Raw genomic sequence first — 15,856 nt, 5'->3', positions numbered from 1 at the left:
TGATGGTGTCGGATGATACCGCCCGCGGCTGGAGTGACCACTGAACGGAGAATAGGATCGGGGTATCTCAGAGTTCTTCGGTGATATGTTCCCACACAGTGCACCAGTCCTCGACCGCGACGTAGCCTTCGACCTTCGCGCAGGCACCCCACGAGTCGTCGTTCTGATCCGGAATGAACTCCGCACAGTTACCGCACGACTGACCCGGCGGCGCGGTCCCCTCCGCGATGGCGTCGACGGACTCCGTCAGCATCACCTCCTCCTGCGTAAACAGGTCGTCCGGGACACGCTCCTCGCCGCCCTGTGAACTCGCCGTCCGATACGCCTCCGGAACCTCCGCCGTCGGTAACTCCGCCTCGGACAGTCCCTCAGGAACGTTCGGCTCCGGCAACTCCTCCCAGACTGTACACCAGTCTGCACCGTCGATATAACCTTCGACTGCGACACAGGCCCCGAACTCATCGCCGTTCATGTCGATAATGTACTCGTGACAGTTCGCACAACAGCGACCCGGCTGGTGTGCCGAGTTCTCGAGCGCCTCGTCGTACTCGGAGAACTGGACGTCCGACTTCGTGAGCAACGCATCGGGGTTCCGTCGCTCGCCCCCGATCGACGTGGCCGACGCATACACATCTGGAACCGGCCCACGGTCGAACTCCTCTTGAGAGACGCCCTCGGGCAGTTCTTCATGTTCGTCGTCTTCGTCTTCTTCGTCGTCTTCGTCTTCTTCTACTTCTCTGGTGGGTTCGGTGGTCTGGTCTGCCGTCTCCGTCTCTCCCTCCCCCCCGCCTCCCCCACCAGTGCACCCGCTTAGGGCAGCGATGCCGACGGTCGCGATAACGTAGTGCCGACGGCTCCAGAAGTCGTAGGTCGATTCGGAGCGTTCAGACACTCGGCTGTCACGATCTCTCATACTAAGTACGTTAGAGAGACACACGCATATCAGGAGGGTATTGTTCCCATCGAGCGAGAAGTTCGTCCGCAGTACGTGTGGATGTCTCGAACCGAACACGTGAGGGGAACGTGCTGAGAGCACTACAATTTCGTTGAACGGAGGCGGCGGCATGTGGTTAATTGTGTACCGAGGTCGAACATCGTCGGCACGGGAGTGTATCCACGTGAAGAACCAGGACGTGGCGGCGCGACTGAGAGAGATCGCAGATTTCCTCGAAATTCAGGAGGTGGAGTACAAGCCACGCGCGTACCGCACCGCCGCCCGGAACGTCGAGTCCCTCTCCGAAGCTGTCGAGGACGTGCATGAACGGGGAGAACTGGAAGAGATCGAGGGTGTTGGCGAGTCCATCGCCGAGAAGATCGCCGACTACCTGGAAACGGGCGAGATGTCGTACTACGAGGAGCTCAAAGCGGACCTTCCGATCGACATCGAGGCCATCACCCGCGTCGAAGGGGTCGGCCCGAAGACCGCCAAGGAACTCTACACGAAGCTCGGAATTACCTCTCTGGACGACCTCGAAGGTGCTGCGGAGGCGGGTGAGATCGCCGAACTCGGCGGGTTCGGCGAGAAGTCTCAACAGAACATCCTCGACCATATCGAGCAGGCGAAGGCGGGAGAAGAACGAATGCTGCTCGGACGGGCGATCCCGATCGCACAGGACATCGAGGCACTGCTGACCGAGTCCGACGCGTTCGGTCGCGTCGACGTGGTCGGCTCCTTCCGTCGTCGTCGGCCGACGGTCGGGGACATCGACGTGCTGGGCACCGCGTCGGACCCGGAGTCGGCGATGGAAGTCTTCTGTACCCACGACGACGTGCACGAGGTCCTCGCTCGTGGCGAAACGAAGTCGTCGGTCGTCGTCTCCGGCGACCTTCAGGTGGACCTTCGCATCGTGGATCAGTCCGAGTACGGCGCCGCTCTCGTCTATTTCACTGGGTCGAAGGATCACAACATCACACTCCGGAACCGAGCGATCGACCGCGAGTGGAAGCTCAACGAGTACGGTCTCTTCGACGTGAGTGAGGCGGACAACCCACAGAACGGACAGCGCGTCGGAGAGCGGCTCGCGAGCGAGACTGAAGAAGACGTTTACGACGCGCTCGATCTGAGTTGGATCCCACCAGAGCTCCGTGAGGACACCAGCGAGGTAGACGCCGCGGCGGCCGGAGAACTCCCGGAGCTGGTGGATTCGACGGATATTCGGGGAGATCTGCAGTTGCACACCGACTACTCCGATGGATCACATACGGTCCGCGAGATGGCCGACGCCGCCGACGAACGTGGTCTCGAGTATGTCCTGATCACCGACCACGGACCACACGCACCGATTCCACGTACGCTCGACTCGGAGACATTCGACAATCAACGGGTCGTAGTCGACGAGATTAACGATGAGGGGGATGTGGACGTTACGATCCTCCTCGGCGTCGAGGCCGAAATCACCGACTCGGGGCTCGAGATCCCCGAGGAATGGTATGAGGCGTGTGACCTCGTGGTCGCGGGGATGCACGGTCTCCCCTCGAATCCGACCGAGCAGTTGGTTCACGCGCTGGAAAAGTACCCGATCGACATCCTCGCCCACCCGTCCGCTCGCCTCATCAACGAGCGAGAGCCGCTGGACCTCGACATGGACGCGGTGATGCAGACGGCAGCAGACGAACACGTCGCGATCGAAATCAACGCACAACCCAAACGATTAGACCTCAATTGGCAGTCAATCAAACAGTACCGCCACACCGTCTCCTACGTGATTTCGACGGATGCGCATACGGCGGACGAACTCGACTTCATGCACCTCGGCGTCTCGTAGGCCCGCCGGGGCTGGTGTGAATCGAATGAAATCCTGAACGTTCGCTCGCTCGACGGAGTAATGTAACGTGAGGGTCCGGGTCGTGTTCACGATCCGGTCCAGCTCTTTGCTGTGCGTCCCGGGCGTGATGCCGTGCCATGGGAATCGTGCTGTACAGTTATTCCGATCCATGTAGAAGGCCGCGTATGAGCACAATCCTGATAGCGACCGATGGGAGCGAATACGCCCGATCAGCGGCCAGCCGCGCGATCGAACTCGCGGAGGAGCGAGGAGCGAGACTACACGTCATTTGCGTCGTCGACAGACGTCGTTTCGACGAACCAGCGCTCAGCTCGTCGGAGCTGGCGACCATCTACGCCGAAGACCACGCCGCCGTCTGTGTCGCGGAGGTAACACGGATGGCCGCGGAGACCGGGGTCACCGTCGAGGGGGACACGCGTCACGGCATCCCGCACGAAGTCATCCTCGAGTACGCCGACGAGATCGATGCCGGCCTCATCATCGTCGGCGAACACGGCGACCACGAGGAACACTTCTCGGGTGTCGGACAGAAAGTGGAGGAATTGGCCGACTGCGACGTGATGGTCGTCACGGCGAACTCGTGACCCGCAGCGACACCAACGGATGCGACCGATCCCGCGAGGACGCCACTGTTTTGCAGATCGCGCCAGACGTACAGAGTGATGAGTCGATCTGACGGCGGAGTGGCGTGCCAGAGTCACGGGCCGCGGCCGATCCAGGTTTTCGACCACCGCCGTGGAGCGTTCGATCGAGATATGGGGTCGCCCACGTCCGTCCAAATATCGCCACCAGAGGACGCCTTCTGATGACCTCTGGGGTAAGAGAGATAGTAGAGCGGCTCCCCTCCCGAACGCTTCTTCCGATCGGAGTGCTCGGCGCAATCGTGCTATTCCTCTTCGCCGTACAGCTGCTGGGTACGGCGACCGACGCCGCCGCACCGGCTCTCGAACGAGTGTTTTACCGTGCCGTCGACGGCGACCTCGCGACGCTCGGTCTCAGCTGGCTCGGTGCGTACGTCCTCGCCAACGGTTCGGTGATCGCTGCACTCGCCCTGTCGCTCTTTGCGGCCGACATCCTCACTGCCCAGCAACTGTTCCTGGCGGTCGCCGGCTCGCGGCTCGGTGCAGCAGCGATCGTCGTGTTCATCGGCGCAGTCGACTACGTGCAGAAACGGGCCTACACTCTCCAGAAGGCGGTCAGCATGGGACTCCTCACGTTCCTCCTGACGCACTCGATCTACGTCCCGGTCACCGTCCTCGGGTACGTCGGACTCCCGTACCTGCGTGGGTCGCTTCTCACAGCCAGCGACGGGTGGGCACTCGGCGTCCCGACTCCGGAGTTATTCGGACCCCTAACCCTCGCCATCACGACCCGTATCGGTCCATCTGCGTCGTTCGTGCTCGCGATCGGCGTCCTGTTCGGGAGTCTGAAGCTGTTCGATCGTCTCCTCGCCAGCGTCGACACGACGACGCTCCGCCGGCGGTTCTTTCGCCACTTCAAACGGACGTGGCTCTCGTTCGTCATCGGTCTCGTCGTCACGACCGCGACGACGAGTGTCGCCTTCTCGCTCGGCGTCATCGTCCCCCTCTACAACCGTGGCTACGTCGAACGGGACGAACTCGTTCCCTACGTGCTCGGCGCGAACCTCGGGACGCTGTTCGACACGCTCGTCGTCGCGATCGTCCTCGAATCGCCTGTCGGGACGGCCGTCGTCCTCGAACTCCTGCTGATCGCGACGCTCGTGACGCTGGCCGCACTCGCGGTCCACGACCGCTACAGCCGCCTCGTTACGGCCGTCGACGACCGACTCCTCGAGGATCGACGGGTGTTCGTCGCGTTCGTCCTGTCGCTTCTCGTCGGGCCGCTGGCACTCCTAGTCATCCCGATGGTGATCGGGTGACTGCTCGACGGACGCTCGTCCTAATCCGATGGAACCCTTCACCAGTGTGGATGACTTGCCGTGGGGGAGTACCTATTATGCCCCGTCGGGTAGTACGTGCTATGATCGACCACGTACTCGTCCCGATGGACGACTCACCGCTGGCGCGACGTGCCCTCGACTTCGCGACAGCGGTCCACTCCGGGGCGAACATCACGGTCCTCCACGTGATCGACTACGTCGAGGAGAGCTACAGCGCCAAGATGCTCGTCGGGCCGGAGGAACTGCGAGAGCGCGCCAGAATAAAGACCGACCGACTGTTCGACGAAGTACGTGAACGGATTGGGGAGTACGAGGGAGAGGTCGAGACAGTGGTGAAGTTCGGAACGCCTGCGCGTGAGATAACCGACTACGCGGCTGACCACGACATCGACCTGATCGTGATGGGCTGTCATGGACGGCCGCTCGTGTCTCGGGTGCTGATGGGAGACGTGGCTCAGACCGTCGTCCAGCGGGCCTCAGTGCCTGTGACAGTCGTCCGCTGAGCCGAGAATCGCAGTGCTTGCCTATTCTATCAGCTGTTCGAACCATTGCTTGCTTGATGACCTGTAGTCACCACTGGTCGGTGTCGCATATGCTCCTTCCACGGCAGCCGTTTACCCTCGAAACCTTCCGGTGCACAACTACATGATTGCTCGTTCTGAACAGACGAACAATAATATATTACAAGCTTACACGTGTAATAGTTAGTATTTAAACAAGTCATCCCTCCTCGACGCGGCATCTTTCATCAACCAGACCCAGTACTCCGGCTCAAAGTAGAGACGCGGTCCAGAACTCCAGGAGCGAAGAACCAGACGTCGATCGATTTCGTTCTCACTGCATGGGAAGACAGTCAAAGGGTTTGCCACTCCGCGTTCTCCGAATTCTTCGCCTCGGGCGGTTTAGAGAGTGAGCAGGCCGCACGCGATTCGTATCCGAGCGAGGGAGACGTTCCGGGCGGGGAATCGTACCAGCAGTCGTTCGAAGTCGAAGGGGAGTACGGCTACTTCTGTATCCCTCACGAATCTGTAGGGATGGTCGGGACACTGTCAGTCACCACCGAGCAGCAGGGAGAGGAAAGTGGTGTGGCCGCACCGACGGTCCCGACGAGTGGGATTTCGATCGGAATCGCCGCGTCGGCAGCGCTTCTGACGACGCTGCCACTGACGTACGTCTTTCTCAAGTACGGTGGCGACTACCCTCAGAATGGATCGGAATGACCGACTCGACGACTCTCCGAGTCGAAACGAACGCAGGGCCCGTCTGGCTTCCGGTGTGCCGGTCGAAGCCCCGGTTCGATCACTGGTGGTCGCCCTGAGAGAGGGAGATGAGCACAGCTCCCGACACGGATAAATCGGAATCAGAGGCACTAGCTTCATGACATCGTTCATTTCTGTGCTGAGCGTGCCATGCCAAGCCAGACGGGCACCTCGTTCTTGCTCGTCGGGAACGACCGTCGCGATTAATGGGTGTGTCGTCGTAGCGACAGGTGCTCATGGTTGCGACAATCACCAGCGGAGCGAGCACGAAGTACGACGAACATCCCGAGTCGTCGTCACGGGAACTGTTCAGTGAAGCGGCTACCGAAGCGTTCGAACGGACGAGTCTGAGTCCGGCCGACCTCGACGCGGTCTACGTCGGGAACTTCATGGGGGACCTGATCGAGGACCAGGGTCACATGGGGGCGCTCCTCGCGGACGCCATCGGTGCTCGCGAGGCGGCGTCGATCCGCGTCGAAAGCGCGTGTGCCTCCGGTGGGGCAACGCTCCGTCAGGCAGTACTCGCCATCGAGTCGGGAGCGGTGGATGCGGTGCTCGCGGGTGGGGTCGAACTCATGTCGCTCGCGGACATCGAGCACGTGACCGACGCTCTCGCCAACGCGGCCGACGAGATGTACGAGAACGAACAGGGGCTGACGTTTCCGGGGATCTACGCGCTCATGGCCCAGCGATACATGCACGAGTTCGACGTGTCCCGTGAGGACCTCGCTGCGATCTCTGTCAAGAACCACAACAACGCCGTCGAGAACCCTCTCGCACAGTTCCAGCGGGAACTCACGGTCGAGGAGGTGCTGGAGTCCAAGCCCATCGCGACACCGCTCACCCTCTACGACGCCTGTCCCGTCTCCGACGGTGCGAGTGCCGTCATCGTCGTCAGCGAAGCGCTTGCCGCGGACCGCGATCTCGACACCGCAGCCACGGTCCTCGGGATTGGGCAGTCGAGTGATGCCCTCGCGCTCCAGGAGCGCCCTTCGATCACCCGGACGCCGGCAGCCGAGCGTGCGGCCGCCGAAGCGTACGACGTCGCCGGCGTCACGGCCGAAGACATCGACGTGGCAGAGGTCCACGACTGTTTCACGATCGCCGAGGTTCTGGCACTCGAGGCCCTCGGGTTCTACGGCCGAGGAGAGGGAGCGTCCGGTGCGGTCGACGGAGAGACGGCGGTCGACGGCTCCCTTCCGGTCAACATGTCTGGTGGCCTCCTAGGCAAAGGTCATCCCGTCGGCGTGACCGGTATCGGTCAGATCGTCGAGTTGACGAAGCAGCTGGAGGGACGGCACCCGAACCAGGTCGCGGGCGCGGAAGTCGCCCTCGCCCACAACGTCGGCGGGAGCGGTGCGAGCACCACGGTCACGATCCTGGGAGGTGCGTGAGTATGCCCGCGTGGTACGACACGTTCATCGAGGAGATCGCGGCTGGCGAGGGACAGTACCTCGCCTGTGAGGCGTGCGGCGAGTCGTCGCTCCCTCCCCGACGCGTCTGTCCGGCGTGCGGATCGGCCGAACTGTCTCGACGACCCCTGCCGGATCGAGGGACCGTCGTGGCGTTCACGGAGATCTCGGTCACGATCCCGAAGTTCCACGGGGAGACGCCCTACACGGTCGTCATGGTCGAGTTCGACGACGACGTCGTCCTCTCGGGACAGCTTCGCGAGGCGACCGCTGGCGACATCGCGATCGGTGACGAGGTGGTCCTCGGAACCGAAGCACGCGACGAGGGTCCCGATCTCGTGACGTTCCGACCGGTACAGGAGTGAAGCGACGGCAGAGCTATCGGGATTGTTCACGCCGGACCGCGTCGCGATTATCGGAGCGACGGACCGCCACGGGTCGGTCGGCCGGGCACTCCTGGAGAACCTCGCCTCGTTCGACGGCGATGTTGTCCCGGTTAAGTCGAATCGAGAGACAGTGCTGGGTGAGCAGTGTTACCCGGCGATCGGCGACGTTCCGGAGCGCTGAAACGGTTAGCCGAGGGAGTGACCGTTTAAACAGGGGAGAGGACAAGAACGAGGCTCAGTGACTCACTCAGAGAGTATGACAGCGTGTCCTCGGCATCACTCAACAGCTACTCGAGGAGTTCAGCCGGTCGACGACATAGGATACCCGCTCCACTTCGGCCGAGATACCAACCGAGTTTCTTCGAGTGCTGTTACCGCTCTGATTCGACTGCGTCGTCCGCACTGACCAGCTTTCGTGCCCGGGCAATCCACGTCCGCGCCAACCCCGTGCTGGCCCTCGCTACTTCCGCAACGTTCGTTTCTTCGGAGACGGCGAGTGCGGAGACGGACTCGATCCCGGCAGACCGCAACCGGTCGGCGTACGTCGGTCCGATCCCTTCGACGTCTTCGAGATCGTACGATGCAGCGATGTCGACCTCGTCGACGGCCTCTTCGATCTCGGTCCGGATCGCCTCACCCACGTTCTCGACGACCGTCGTCACGACGTCGTCGGCCGTCGCGACGGTCACTGCGATGTCCTCTGCTCCGATATCCAGCCCGAGCTCTACGTCAAGCGCGTCCTCGAAGAAGTGCTCGATCGCCACCACGTCGTGGCGAACGAGTTCACGGGCGATCTCGCCGTCTTCGTCGGCGATGCTGATCTGGATCTCGTCGACATCCCCCACCGTGACGTCGGTTTCCACGTCGATGTTGAGCGCGCGTTCGATTCCCTCTCCGAAGACGTCCGCGAGCCCCGGCTGGTCGGACTGGTCGAGGAACCACTCGGCAACCTCGGGCCAGACGTCCCGATGGGAACTGGTGGACATGGCGAGCCCGACGTGGCCGGTCGGATACTCGATAGTCGTCACATCGTCGCTCCCGACGAGGTCGTTGAAGGGTTTGCTCGCGGCGGGGGGAACGAGATGGTCGTACGTGCCGAGGATCTGCAGCAGCGGCACGTCGATGTTCTCGATGTCGACGTGCTCACCGCCGACGACTAGCTCGTTCTCGGCGAGACGGTTCCGCTGGTAGATCTCCTCGACGAACTCAGCGTATACCGCGCCGGCGACGTCTACACTGTCGTTGAGCCACGTCTCCATACGGGCGAAGTTCTCGACGAAGTCCTCGTTCTCGACCCGATCGGCCAGTCTGATGTACTTCGTGACGGTGTTCGCCACGGGGTCCATCAGGTCGAAGCCGATGTCGAGGAACTCGCCAGGCACGTTGCCGTACGTCTCGACGAGCGTCCAGGGGTCGTAGTGGTCTTCCCCACCCCAGAGTTCGAGGACACCACCCGTGTCGTCGAAATATAGTCCCGTCGCCATCAGTCCGAGCGCGTTGACCTTCTCGGGGTGGAGCGCGGCGTAAATCGCCGACATCGTCCCACCCATGCAGTACCCCAGGAGGTTGATCGCCTCGACGCCCGCACGCTCGCGGACGACGTCGACACAGTTGTCGATGTACCTGTTGACGTAATCCTCGAGTCCGAGCGCACTGTCGAGCAGTGATGGCTCACCCCAGTCGATGAGGGAGACGTCGTGGCCGGCCTCGAGTAGCCGGCGGACGACAGACCGGTCACGCTGGAGATCGAGAATGAACGGCCTGTTGATAAGCGCGTACACGACGAGTATCGGGACGTCGTGTTGACTGTCGGTGAGCGACTCGTACCGGTGCAACTCGAGTTTGTTCTCCGTATAGACGACCTCACTTGGGGTTTGCCCCACCTCGATGGAGGCCGCGTCCGTGAGGCGATCCCCGAGCACGCTCGTCGCGTGAGCCGTGTCGGCGAGCGTCTCGGACGCGGCACGCTGGGTCGACAGAAACAGCCTCAGGGAGGGCGGTACCCGGCTGTTATCGTTTGGCGTCATGATGATGTGGTGAATCGGACGGTCTGGCGCAGCAATCCGTGGTCCCCGCTTGTGTTCTTCCGTCGGGGGTACGAGCGCCTGTCCGACCTCTCTGCGTCCCCTTCAGGATGATAGGAGAAAAAACCTAAAGCGTGTTCCAGGGCAGCGAGAAGACGCAGTGACGAACCGATTTCGTGCGTCCCACGTTGGGGTACCTCCTGACGACGGCTCCGACCAAACCCTGTGTTCGGTCCGCTTTCGGTGTCCAGAGTCGGGCGGCGAGGAAACCGCTCTCACTTTCTGGCGCGCTCCTACAACACTCTGATCAGTCGAGCAACCATCCGAATCGCTTCTCCCAGTACTCCTCGTCCGGATGCTTCTTGCTCTTGCCGTGTGTTTTCCGATCACGGATCTGTCGCTCGAGCGTGTCCCGTGCCTCGTTGAGCGCGTGCTTCGCCCCGTACCCCTCTCCGGACGCCATGTACAGCCCGTAATCAGTGTGCAATCGAATACGAGCGAGGAGCAACGGCGTCCCGCGTCGTTTCTCATCGTGTTCGTGGAGGTGGATCTTCGCGTCGAGCACGTTCACCCCGTGGTCCCGGTCGTCGAACCGCTCGACCATCGACACGATCTCGTCGTAGTTCACGTCGTCGAGGAGGTCAGTGCCGTACACCTGGACTGCCCGGTTGCCACCGGCCTCCCACGTGAGCGCGTCGAGCACGTCGGTTTTTGTGACAATACCGACCGGATGGCTGTCCTCTGTGACGACCAGTGACGACCCCCCGACAGCGAACATCTCTTCCACGGCCCGCTCGAGTGTCTCGTCCAACTCGATCGTCCGCACTGGTGACGTCATCACGTCACGGACCGGCAGGTCGAGTATTCGCGTGAGCTCACCTTCACGGGCGCCGAACCCGCCGCGGCGTGCACGACCGGCACTCTTGGAAATGTCTCCCCCGAACGAATCCGTGCCGCTGGCGTCACCACCCGCGGACTGGCTCGCAGGCCGCGTTGTGACGTCCAGCACGTCGTAGAGGCTCAGTATGCCGACGGCCGTGTCGTCCTCGACAACGGGGAGATGCGTGATTCGGTGGTCCCGGAACCGGTGTAGCGCCTCGCCGAACGTCGATCCGGGGTCGAACGTGACGAGATCGCGGCTGCAGGCCTGGGCCACGGTCGCGGCGTCGAGGAACGGCCGGACCGCGTCGAGGATGTCGTCGACGGTGACGACGCCGACGAGCTCCTGGCCCTCGAACACCGGGAGGATCTGCGAGTCGCTGTCGATCATGAGCTGTGCGACATGACGGACGTCTTCGTCCGGTGCGAGTCGCGGGACGTGCCACACGATCGATCCGAGTTTCTGCTCGGGCGCGTGGCGCGAGGTGGCGAGCTGTCTCCGCGTGACGACCCCCTCGAAGGAGTCTCCACGCACCACGACACCTTTGACGCTGGGGTCTTCGAAGGCTCCGACGAGCTTAGAGACCGTGGTGTCGGGCGTGAATTCGACGTACTCTTCCGAAACGATGTCAACGATGTCCATGGTTATGTGGGGTTCGGATCTAGGCGTTCGCTGTTCGATGCACCCGTGAGTGGCAGTCGACGTGTGGATATACATCACTGTGACGAAAGAACGCGCCGATCGTTCCCGCCATCTGGAAACCAGCAGTCGAGACCCGTCGCGTCCGGCCAGGGTCGCGAGACCGGATGCGCCGGTCCTGAGCGCCCACGTCGACCAGAGCCACCGTGCTAACCTGACGCTCGATCACGAGTCCCCCCCGAGGTAGCCCATCGCCTCCTCGTCGGAGACCTGGTCGAACCGTTCGTAGAACCCCCCGACGCCCATGAACCGGCTCGGCGTCTCCAGACAGACGACCTCGTCGGCGATCTCCTCCAGTTCACGCACCGTTTCGGGCGGACCGACCGGCACTGCGAGGATGATCCGACCCGCATTGTCGTCACGGAGCTTCTGCAGGCACGCCCGAACGGTCGACCCCGTCGCCACGCCGTCGTCGACGACGACCACGGTCTTTCCGGCGACGTCGGGGTCGGGGCCCCCATCGCGGTAGCGTTCGGCCTTCCGCCGCGCGTTCTCCGCTTCCTCCTCGCGTCGACGCTGGAAGTACTCCTCGTCGATTCCGTGGTGGTCGAACGCCTCCTCGTTTCGCCAGACACTACCGCTACTCGCGACAGCGCCGACCGCGTACTCCGGGTTGCCCGGCGCACCGATCTTCTTCGCGACGACGACGTCGAGCGGGGCGTCGAGTGCGTCCGCAACCGCCCGACCGAGTGGGAGTCCGCCGCGCGGAATCGCGAGCACGATGTCTGCGTCGGTTCCCCGCTCCCGGAGCGCCTCGCCGAGCCGTTCTCCAGCCTCCGTCCGGTCGGTGAACCGTCTGGATCCGGTCATGTGTCTCGTTCGTCGTAACGACGTGAGATCTCAAGTACAGACCGGGAGTTCTCATGTGACAGGAACCGCGAAGACCGTCAAGCAATCCGGCGGTGTACGGCCACCTATGGGACGCAACGCCGAACACCTCGTCTCGGTTCCAGTCGACGACGCCGAACTCGAGGGGTCACCAAAGATTCCGCCGGACGCGACAGGGGTGGTGGTGTTCGCCCACGGGAGCGGCTCCAGCCGCAAGAGCCCGCGTAACCGTTTCGTCGCGGAGACCCTCCGCGAGCGAGGCCTCGGGACCTTTCTGTTCGATCTCCTCACGGAACGGGAGGACAAGATTCGGGAGAACCGCTTCGAGATCCCGTTACTGACCGATCGCCTCGTCACCGCCACTGGGTGGGTCTCGGATCGCAAGGAGGCCCGTGGATTGAAAGTCGGCTATTTCGGGTCCAGTACGGGCGCTGCGGCGGCACTCCGCGCGGCAGCGCGTCTCGGAGGAGACGTCGACGCCGTCGTTTCGCGCGGCGGTCGGGTCGATATGGCTGCCGACGTCCTCGACGAGATACGCGTGCCGACGCTGTTCGTCGTCGGCGGAGACGACACGAAGGTGCTCGAACTCAACCGTGAGGCGTACGACCGCCTCGACTGCGAGAAGGAACTTCACGTCGTCGCGGGCGCAGGTCATCTCTTCGAGGGACCGGGTGAAATAGAGGAGGTCGCGGACGTCGCGGCAGAGTGGTTCGTCGATGCGCTGTCGTGACCGCACGACGTGTCTCCCGTCCGGGATTAGTCGACGAATCGATCTTACCGGGTCGCTCTGATAACGACAAAGGAGCCATCACCGTACCCTTCCTCGACGGGGTCAAGTCCACAGATCTCGTCCGGCAAGTGGTAGATCGTCTGGACGAAGTCGAACGTTCCGAACCCGGCGTCCTCCAGGGCCGCGAGGAGTTCCTCCGTCGAAACGAACTCCGCCGCGTGATAGAACGGATGGTCTTCCTTCCGCTCCAGATACACCTGTCCCACCGGACTGTCCTTGTCGATGTATCCCATCACGAGGGAGCCACCCGGTGCGAGAACCCGTTCGGCCTCGGCGAGCGTCCGCTGCACGTCGTCGACGAAACAGATCGTTGTCACGATCAGCGCGGTGTCGAACGTCCTGTCACTGAAGGGAAGCGCCTCCGCGACTCCCCTGACGATGTCGATTCCCCGCGCGCGAGCGTGCTCGAGCATCCGCTCGGCCGGGTCGATCCCGACCTGGATGCCGAGCGGGACGGCGAACCGCGCGCTGCCGACGCCTATTTCGACGCCGAACCCCGGGTCCGGCAGGAGGCGTCGTAACGCCGTCAGCTCGGACTGGTAGGCGTTCTGGTGCTCTTCGAACCACTGCTCGTACTGGTCCGTGTGCTCTTCGAACGGCCCTGTCTTCGGCATAGCTGGAGGGACGAACCGTGGGATACCAGTCTTTGGGACGGTTCCCACGGCTCAGGAACCGGCCGCTGCGACGAGGGCTCGTCCAAACGGGTATTTCCGATCGCCGCGGTTCAGTCCCCACCCCCCTCTTCCATCGCAGCCGAAGACCGGTCATCACGCCACCGGAACGAACAGATATGCGACAGTGTTCCCTGAGCGGACGTCTGGTCCGAAAAATCGCGCCGGACCTGCTCGTCGAAATCTTCTTCGGTCGGACGGGAGCATCCGACGACTGCGTCGTCATTGGACCCGGCTAAGACACGGCTGCGATCCGACTGGGTGACGACAGCCTCGTCGTCAGGGGCGACGCTTCACCCAGCGGCGAGTACCGTTTCGAGGCGGTCTTCGATCGCCTCGATGTCGTCCCGGAGTTGCTCCGCCTCTTCGGTCTCCAAGTCGGCGAGTTGATCCCTGAGACCCTGGAGTCGGGACTGTTTCTCGTCTTCCTCGACCGCGGTCTTCTGCACGTAGACCTGTTCGTCGACGTCGTACACCGCTCGTTCCTGGAGGTCGGTGACGGCGAGCACCACGTCGAGTTTCTCCGGATCGACACCCATCACCCACGAGTGTGGGATCCCCACCTCGTCGAGCGCGTCGAGGATAGTCTCGTCGTCTTTGAGTCGACGGCGCTGCCGGGTCGTCCGGTGGACGGTTCCGAACCGACCATGGAGACGCGAATCGGGTCCAATATAGCCCAAGAGGTGATCCCCGATCTCTTGTCGGAGCCGATCGGCGCCCCGCTGGACGTCCGAGAGGAGGACGTACAGGTCCACGAGCGACTCGGGTGAAAGCGATTCCAGGTCAGCGGCCTCCTCACGTTCGAGCGCGTCCGCGAGGAGCACCGCGTCGTCGTGCACGCGCTCCGGGGACGTCCGGGCCGTCCACGCCGGTCGACGGAACGGGGTCTCGTTCACCGCTCGACCATCGGCACGGGAGAGCCTCCCGTCGGACTCGTCGACCACATACCGCGTCGAGAGGCTCATCACTGCCACGTACGGTTCGACTCCAGCCGGAAGTTCCGTCAGTGAAACGCCGTCCGGATCGGTCTCGAGGCGGTTGTACAGCACTTCGAACTGGTCTCGTCGGAGTGTCCGCTCATCGTCGTCGCGGACGAACTCGACGACGATCCGGTCCGGTTCGATCGAGGTAATGTCGAACGGTCGCTCCGAGGCAGGGGTCACGAGGACTTCGTCGGAATCAACCATGTCAGACCGATCACGAAGCTCCTGCCATACACTGCTGAACTCCATGTGGAGAGCTTCTCGGTCCACCGTGAAAAACTACGTCCGTCGAGGAACACGGTTCAGAACCACGCACATGCTCTCAGCACTCCGATGAGTTCTCGCTAGCAGCGCTGGTATCGAGGGGGATGAACTCGAAGCGCGTTTCTTCAGACACGGCACTCGGCCCCGTTCTCGTCCACCTGTAACCGGACGTTGCTGTTTTGTCGGTCTATAATCATCTTCGAACGATGAAGTTCAAACGACCATCCAGACGAACGACAGTCACGCTGTTTGTCGTGGCAGTTGTGTCTCTGTTGCTCGACATCGCGTTTGGCGCCTTCCGGGTCGTCCGGACCGACGGGGGTGAGGAATGGCAATCCGTCGACACCGTGGCGTTGCCCGCTCCGAGCCGCGATGGCGACGTCCCGGTCGAGACGTCCATTGCGAATCGGCGTTCGCGACGCGAATACGGCACTGAACCGCTCTCGCGTGGAGATCTCGGACAGTTGCTCTGGGCGGCACAGGGGGTCACTCGACGTGGTTCGGGATACAGAGCGGCACCCAGCGCCGGTGCACTCTACCCGCTCAAACTGTACGTCGTCGTCGGCACGCCGGGCGTCGAAGAACTCGAACCCGGCATCTACCGGTATCGACCCCGACGCCACGAACTGGCGATGGGCGAGGCCGGCGACGTCCAACAGGAGTTACGGCGTGCCTCGCTCGATCAGGAGTTCGTTGCGGAGGCCGCCGTCGATCTCGTCGTGTGTGCGGTCGACGCGCGGACGACTGCGAAGTACGGCCAGCGTGGCCGACAGCGGTACGTGCCAATGGAAGCCGGTCACGTGGGACAGAACGTCTGCCTGCAGGCCGAGTCGCTCGGTCTCGCGACCGTTACCGTCGGCGCGTTTAACGACGACCGCGTTCGCAAAGCCGTGGGAGCACCGGCTGACCAGCGACCACTATATGTCGTTCCCGTCGGAACACGCGCATGATCC

16 protein-coding genes are annotated in these 15,856 nt (G+C 62.8%); 10 read left to right on the top strand and 6 right to left on the bottom strand.

Annotated features, from left to right (window positions below):
* Positions 1-67 precede the first annotated feature (67 nt).
* On the bottom strand, positions 68-1,066 hold the full coding sequence (locus tag FZP69_RS22520; protein WP_192918522.1) for a high-potential iron-sulfur protein: 999 nt from the start codon (positions 1,064-1,066) through the stop codon (positions 68-70).
* Between the two features lie 52 nt (positions 1,067-1,118).
* Here FZP69_RS22520 and FZP69_RS09850 point away from each other — a divergent pair, with 52 nt between their 5' ends.
* The 8 genes from FZP69_RS09850 to FZP69_RS09815 all read left to right on the top strand — a co-directional run bounded on the left by FZP69_RS09850 (position 1,119) and on the right by FZP69_RS09815 (position 7,945).
* Positions 1,119-2,765, top strand: coding sequence for a helix-hairpin-helix domain-containing protein (locus FZP69_RS09850; protein WP_204959945.1), 1,647 nt, complete (start codon positions 1,119-1,121; stop codon positions 2,763-2,765).
* A gap of 137 nt (positions 2,766-2,902) precedes the next feature.
* Complete coding sequence (locus FZP69_RS09845) at positions 2,903-3,370, top strand: universal stress protein (RefSeq protein ID WP_240137521.1); 468 nt, start codon at positions 2,903-2,905, stop codon at positions 3,368-3,370.
* A 221-nt stretch (positions 3,371-3,591) separates the two neighbouring features.
* Positions 3,592-4,686: a sodium:phosphate symporter gene (locus tag FZP69_RS09840; RefSeq protein WP_152041137.1), complete on the top strand. Its 1,095-nt coding sequence runs from the start codon at positions 3,592-3,594 to the stop codon at positions 4,684-4,686.
* A 50-nt stretch (positions 4,687-4,736) separates the two neighbouring features.
* Complete coding sequence (locus FZP69_RS09835) at positions 4,737-5,210, top strand: universal stress protein (RefSeq protein WP_321168799.1); 474 nt, start codon at positions 4,737-4,739, stop codon at positions 5,208-5,210.
* Between the two features lie 219 nt (positions 5,211-5,429).
* On the top strand, positions 5,430-5,927 hold the full coding sequence (locus tag FZP69_RS23235; RefSeq protein WP_152041135.1) for a plastocyanin/azurin family copper-binding protein: 498 nt from the start codon (positions 5,430-5,432) through the stop codon (positions 5,925-5,927).
* Between the two features lie 275 nt (positions 5,928-6,202).
* Complete coding sequence (locus tag FZP69_RS09825) at positions 6,203-7,360, top strand: thiolase domain-containing protein (protein ID WP_152041134.1); 1,158 nt, start codon at positions 6,203-6,205, stop codon at positions 7,358-7,360.
* Between the two features lie 2 nt (positions 7,361-7,362).
* A complete protein-coding gene (locus tag FZP69_RS09820; RefSeq protein ID WP_152041133.1) occupies positions 7,363-7,743 on the top strand; it encodes a Zn-ribbon domain-containing OB-fold protein in 381 nt (126 codons plus the stop codon).
* Positions 7,744-7,765: 22 nt separating this feature from the next.
* On the top strand, positions 7,766-7,945 hold the full coding sequence (locus FZP69_RS09815; RefSeq protein ID WP_152041132.1) for a CoA-binding protein: 180 nt from the start codon (positions 7,766-7,768) through the stop codon (positions 7,943-7,945).
* Positions 7,946-8,135: 190 nt separating this feature from the next.
* On the opposite strand, the gene phaC is transcribed toward FZP69_RS09815, so the two are convergent.
* The 3 genes from phaC to FZP69_RS09800 all read right to left on the bottom strand — a co-directional run bounded on the left by phaC (position 8,136) and on the right by FZP69_RS09800 (position 12,177).
* Complete coding sequence (phaC, locus tag FZP69_RS23230) at positions 8,136-9,791, bottom strand: class III poly(R)-hydroxyalkanoic acid synthase subunit PhaC (protein WP_152041131.1); 1,656 nt, start codon at positions 9,789-9,791, stop codon at positions 8,136-8,138.
* 304 nt (positions 9,792-10,095) lie between these two features.
* A complete protein-coding gene (locus tag FZP69_RS09805; protein WP_152041130.1) occupies positions 10,096-11,310 on the bottom strand; it encodes a CBS domain-containing protein in 1,215 nt (404 codons plus the stop codon).
* Between the two features lie 222 nt (positions 11,311-11,532).
* Positions 11,533-12,177 carry a phosphoribosyltransferase gene (locus FZP69_RS09800; RefSeq protein WP_152041129.1) on the bottom strand — a complete coding sequence of 215 codons (645 nt, stop codon included), beginning with the start codon at positions 12,175-12,177 and terminating at the stop codon, positions 11,533-11,535.
* A gap of 106 nt (positions 12,178-12,283) precedes the next feature.
* On the opposite strand from FZP69_RS09800, the gene FZP69_RS09795 reads away from it, so the two are divergent.
* Positions 12,284-12,925, top strand: a complete 642-nt coding sequence (locus FZP69_RS09795) for a dienelactone hydrolase family protein (RefSeq protein ID WP_152041128.1) — start codon at positions 12,284-12,286, stop codon at positions 12,923-12,925.
* Positions 12,926-12,969: 44 nt separating this feature from the next.
* On the opposite strand, the gene FZP69_RS09790 is transcribed toward FZP69_RS09795, so the two are convergent.
* Positions 12,970-13,599 (bottom strand): class I SAM-dependent methyltransferase, encoded by a 630-nt coding sequence (locus FZP69_RS09790; RefSeq protein ID WP_152041127.1) that lies wholly within the window; start codon positions 13,597-13,599, stop codon positions 12,970-12,972.
* 350 nt (positions 13,600-13,949) lie between these two features.
* Positions 13,950-14,843 carry a hypothetical protein gene (locus FZP69_RS09785; protein WP_204959944.1) on the bottom strand — a complete coding sequence of 298 codons (894 nt, stop codon included), beginning with the start codon at positions 14,841-14,843 and terminating at the stop codon, positions 13,950-13,952.
* A 266-nt stretch (positions 14,844-15,109) separates the two neighbouring features.
* On the opposite strand from FZP69_RS09785, the gene FZP69_RS09780 reads away from it, so the two are divergent.
* Positions 15,110-15,853, top strand: a complete 744-nt coding sequence (locus tag FZP69_RS09780) for a SagB/ThcOx family dehydrogenase (RefSeq protein ID WP_152041125.1) — start codon at positions 15,110-15,112, stop codon at positions 15,851-15,853.
* The last annotated feature ends 3 nt before the right edge of the window (positions 15,854-15,856 follow it).

This window comes from Salinigranum salinum, from assembly GCF_009176545.1.
GTDB lineage: Archaea > Halobacteriota > Halobacteria > Halobacteriales > Haloferacaceae > Salinigranum > Salinigranum salinum.
The sequence above is the reverse complement of the archived record's forward strand: the minus strand, read 5'-3'. Positions and strand labels throughout refer to the sequence as shown.